At 75.5% G+C, this 4989-nt stretch carries 1 protein-coding gene and 2 pseudogenes; all 3 read right to left on the reverse strand.

The genetic code is table 11. From position 1 onward, the window contains the following. Positions 1-4300, reverse strand: a pseudogene (locus tag JNW89_RS39080) (beta-ketoacyl synthase N-terminal-like domain-containing protein); the annotation flags it as partial. Next, positions 4234-4473 (reverse strand): KR domain-containing protein, encoded by a 240-nt coding sequence (locus tag JNW89_RS37840; protein ID WP_309140035.1) that lies wholly within the window; start codon positions 4471-4473, stop codon positions 4234-4236. The pseudogene JNW89_RS39080 and the gene JNW89_RS37840, both read right to left, overlap by 67 nt. A 122-nt stretch (positions 4474-4595) precedes the next feature. Next, positions 4596-4961 (reverse strand): annotated as a pseudogene (locus tag JNW89_RS39085) (hypothetical protein); the annotation flags it as partial. Between the last annotated feature and the right edge of the window lie 28 nt (positions 4962-4989).

Raw genomic sequence — 4989 nt, forward strand, 5'->3', positions numbered from 1 at the left:
CCGAAGCGGGCGGCGTCCGGCTGGGCCGGCTCGGGGAGCACGACCTCGGCGTACACCTCGTCGCCGTGCCGCCAGGCCGCCCGCAGGCCCTGGAACGTCGGCCCGTACGCGTAGCCGTCGGCGAGCAGCCGCTGGTAGCCGTCGTCCACCGGAAGCGGGCTCGCGCCGGCCGGCGGCCAGGTGTCGAGCGGCGCGGCCGGTGCGGGTACGGACGCCGAGAGCAGCCCGGTGGCGTGCGCCGTCCAGGCGGTGTCCTCGGCGTCGTCGCCGGAGTAGACGGCGACGGTACGGTTGCCCACCTCGTCCGCCCCGCCGACGACGACCCGCAGCACGACCGCCGCGCGGTCGGGCAACGGCAGCGGCGCCTGCAGGGTCAGCTCGACCAGGTGGGGGCAGCCGACCCGGTCACCGGCGTGCACGGCCAGCTCGACCAGGGCGGCGCCGGGCAGCAGCACCGTCCCGGCGACGGCGTGGTCGGCGAGCCACGGGTGGGTGGCGAGCGAGACCCGCCCGGTCAGCACCACCTCGCCAGAGTCCGGTACGACCAGCTCGGCGCCGAGCAGCGGGTGGCGCAGCGCGGCGAGGCCGGCGGCGACGACCTCGCCGTCGCCCGCCCCGGCCCAGGCGTCGGCCCAGTACTCCCGCGCGTCCGCCCAGTAGCGCTGCCGCTGGAACGGGTAGGTGGGCAGCTCGACGCGGCTGCCGGTGAGCAGTGCGGTCCAGTCGACGGTGGTGCCGGTGACGTGCAGCCTCGCCAGGGCCGCCAGTGCCTGCCGCTGCTCGTCGTGTCCCCGTCGCAGGGATGGCACGACGGTGACGTCGTCGGTGAGGATGCCCTCGATCATCGGGGTGAGCGCGGCATCCGGGCCGAGCTCCAGGAAGGTGGTCGCGCCGGCGGTGTGCAGGGTGGTGATGCCGTCGGCGAAGCGGACCGCCTCACGAACGTGCCGGACCCAGTAGTCCGGGTCGGTCAGCTCGATCGTGGCGACCGCGCCGGTCAGGTTCGACACGACCGGGATTAGCGGCTCGGCGTAGGTCAGCTCTGCCGCGACCGCCCGGAACTCGTCGAGCATCGGGTCCGTCAGCCCGCTGTGGAACGCGTGACTCACCCGCAGGCGGGTCGTCTTGCGCCCCAGCTTGGCGAAGTGCTCGGCCACGTGCAGCACGGCGGCTTCCGGCCCGGAGATGACGACCGACCGGGGGCCGTTGACGGCGGCGATGTCCACTCCGGCGCCTGCCACCCGGATGCCCGTGCCGTGGACGGCGACCGTGCCATCGCCACCGCCGCCGACCGCGTCCGCGTCCGCGCCGGTGCCGGTGCTGTTGGGGCTTGAATCGTTTACGTCATCAGCTCTGTAGGACGCGGAAGAGGCATCCGGTCCCCCCAGGGCAGCCCGCACCTCCTCCTCCGACGCCTGCACCGCGACCATCGCCCCACCAGCCGGCAGCGCCTGCATCAACCGACCCCGCGCCGCCACCAGCTTCGCGGCATCGGCCAGCGACAACACCCCGGCGACGTGCGCGGCAGCAAGCTCGCCGATCGAGTGCCCGGCCACGGAGTCCGGCCGCACGCCCCAGGACTCCGCGAGCCGGAACAACGCCACCTCGATTGCGAACAACCCGGCCTGCGCATAGCCGGTCTGGCGGATCAGCTCCTCGTCGTCACCCCAGATCACCTCACGCAACGGCCGATCCAGGTGCGCGTCCAGCTCCGCCACCACCGCGTCGAAGGCGGCAGCGAACATCGGGAACGCCGCGTGCAGCTCACGACCCATACCCAGGCGTTGCGCGCCCTGACCGGTGAACAGCACCGCCAACCGACCACTCGATCGGGCCACGCCGGACACGAGCGTCGGGTCGGGCATGCCGGCCGCGAGGGCGTCGAGGCCGCGCCGCAGCTCGGTCCGATCGGCGCCGAGGACGACGGCCCGCCGTTCCCAGCGGGCCGCCCGGTGGCGAGGGACCACCCGATGTCGCCGTCACGCAGGTCGGGGTGCTCGCCCGCGTACGCGGCGAGCTGCCCGGCCTGGGATCGCAGCGCCGCCTCCGACCGGGCGGACACGAGCCAGGGCACGACCGGGCCGGCGGTGTCCGGGGCAGGGCTGGCCGGCGTCGGGGTGTCGTCGGGGGCCTGCTCGATGATGACGTGCGCGTTGGTGCCGCTGATGCCGAACGACGACACCCCGGCCCGGCGCGGATGGCCGTTCACCGGCCACTGGCGCGCCTCGGTCAACAGCTCCACCGCACCGGCGGACCAGTCCACCTGCGGCGACGGCGCGTCCACGTGCAGCGTCCGGGGCATCGCCCCGTGCCGCATGGCGAGGACGACCTTCATCACCCCGGCCACCCCGGCCGCGGCCTGGGTGTGGCCCAGGTTCGACTTGACCGAACCCAGCCAGAGGGGCCGGTCGGCGGGCCGCTCCCGGCCGTACGTGGCGAGCAGGGCCTGCGCCTCGATCGGGTCGCCCAGGGTCGTACCCGTGCCGTGCGCCTCGACCAGGTCCACCTCGGCGGCCGGCACACCGGCCGACGCCAGCGCGGCCCGGATCACCCGCTGCTGCGAGGGCCCGTTCGGCGCGGTGAGCCCGTTCGACGCGCCGTCCTGGTTGACCGCCGAGCCCCGCACCACCGCCAGGACCGGGTGCCCGTTGCGGCGGGCGTCGGAGAGCCGCTCGACCAGCAGGAACCCGGCGCCCTCGGCGATGCCGGTGCCGGCCGCGGCGGCGGCGAAGGCGCGGCAGCGGCCGTCCGGCGACAGTGCCCGCTGCCGGCTGAACTCGACGAAGATCTCCGGGGTGGCCATCACGCTGACCCCGCCGGCCAGGGCCAGGTCGCACTCCCCCGACCGCAGCGCCTGGGCGGCCAGGTGCAGTGCCACCAGCGAGGACGAGCAGGCGGTGTCGATGGTCACCGCCGGCCCCTCCAGGCCGAGCACGTACGCCACCCGGCCGGAGGCCACCGCGCCGGTGCCGCTGTTGGCCGGGTAGTCGTGGTACATCAGGCCGGCGAAGACGCCGGTGGGGCTGCCCTTGAGCGTGCCCGGGTCGATGCCGGCCCGCTCGAAGGTCTCCCAGGCGCACTCCAGCAGCAGCCGCTGCTGCGGGTCCATGCCCAGCGCCTCGTTCGGGCTGATCCCGAAGAACGCGGGGTCGAAGTCGGCGGCGTCGTGGAGGAAGCCGCCGGAGCGGGTGTAGCTGCTGTTCGGCGTGGTGAAGTCGGGGTCGTGGAGCTGGTCGACGTTCCAGCCCCGGTCGGCCGGGAAGTCGCCGATCGCGTCCACCCCGTCGGCGACCAGCCGCCACAGCTCCTCAGGCGAGCTGACCCCGCCGGGGAAGCGGCAGCTCATGGCAACGATGGCGATGGGCTCGTCGACCGGCTTCGCCGTCGCCACGGCGGACGTCACGGCGGCGGTGCCGGAGAGCTCGTCGACCAGGAAGCGGGCCAGCCCGGCCGGTGAGGGGTAGTCGAAGACCGCGGTGACCGGCAGCCGCAGGCCGAGGGTCTGGTTGAGCCGGTTGCGGAACTCGACCGCGGTGAGCGAGTCGAAGCCCAGCTCGCGGAACGCCCGTTCCGGGGCGACGGCGGCGGCGGAGGTGAAGCCGAGCACCAGCGCCACCCGGTCCAGGACCAGGTCGAGCAGCGCCTGCTCGCGGTCCGCCTCGGGCAGCCGGAGCAGCCGGTCCACCAGGGAGCCGGCGTCGGCCCGTACCCCGGCGGCGCTGCGCCGGGCGACCGGCAGCAGGGTGCGGAACAGCGCCGGCACGTCGCCCTGGGCGCGTACGGCGGCGAGGTCGAAGCGGACCGGCAGCAGCAGGGCGTCGGGGCGGTCCAGGGCGGCGTCGAGCAGGCTCAGTCCCTCGTCGACGGTGAGGCCGATCATGCCGCTGCGGGAGATGCGCGCCCGGTCGACGCCGCCGAGCCGCCCGGTCATGCCGGTGGCCTGCGCCCAGAAACCCCAGGCCAGGCACTGGCCGGCGAGCCCGTGGGCCCGGCGGTGCGCGGCGAGGCCGGCGAGGAACGCGTTCGCCGCCGCGTAGTTCCCCTGCCCGGGCGCGCCTACCACGCCGGCCGCGGAGCCGAACAGGACGAACGCGCCGAGGTCCGCCTCGCGGGTCAGCTCGTGCAGGTGCAGCGCCGCGTCCACCTTCGGGGCGAGCACGGCGTCGAGCTGTTCGGGGGTGAGCGAGGCGATGGTGCCGTCGTCGAGCACGCCGGCGGTGTGCACCACCGCGGTCAGCGCCGTCCGGCCGGGACGTCGGCCAGCACGGCGGCGAGGGCGTCGAAGTCGGTGACGTCGCAGGCGACCTGGTCGACCGAGGCGCCGAGGCCGGTCAGCTCGGCGGCCAGCTCGGCCGCGTCGGGGGCGGCCGGTCCGCGCCGGCTGAGCAGCAGCAGGTGGCGTACGCCGTGGGCGAGGACCAGGTGGCGGGCGACGATGGCGGCGAGGGTGCCGCTGGCGCCGGTGACCAGCACGGTGCCGGCCGGGTCGATCCGGCCGCCGGCGGCTCCTCGCCGGTGACCGGCGCGCGGACCAGCCGGGTGGCGAGCAGGTCGCCGTCGCGTCGCAGCAGTTGCGGCTCACCGGCGGCGACGAGGGTCGGCGCCAGCGCGACCGCGTCGCTGACCTCGACGTCGGTGTCGGCGAGGACGATCCGGTCCGGGTGCTCCGACTGGGCGGAGCGGACCAGGCCCCAGACAGCGGCGCCGGCCAGGTCGGTGACGTCCTCGCGTCGCGGCCGACCGCGCCGCGGGTGAGCACCAGCAGGGTGCTGGCGGCGTACCGGTCGTCGGCCAGCCAGGTCTGGAGGTCGGCGAGCACGCGGCGGGTGGTGTCGTGCACCGATGCCGCGTCGGCGCCGCCGGTGACCGGCAGGTCGGTGACGTCCTCGCCGTCGCGGCCGACCGCGCCGCGGGTGAGCACCAGCAGGGTGCTGGCGGCGTACCGGTCGTCGGCCAGCCAGGTCTGGAGGTCGGCGAGCACGCGGCGGG

It is taken from the genome of Micromonospora sp. 4G55, assembly GCF_016803375.1.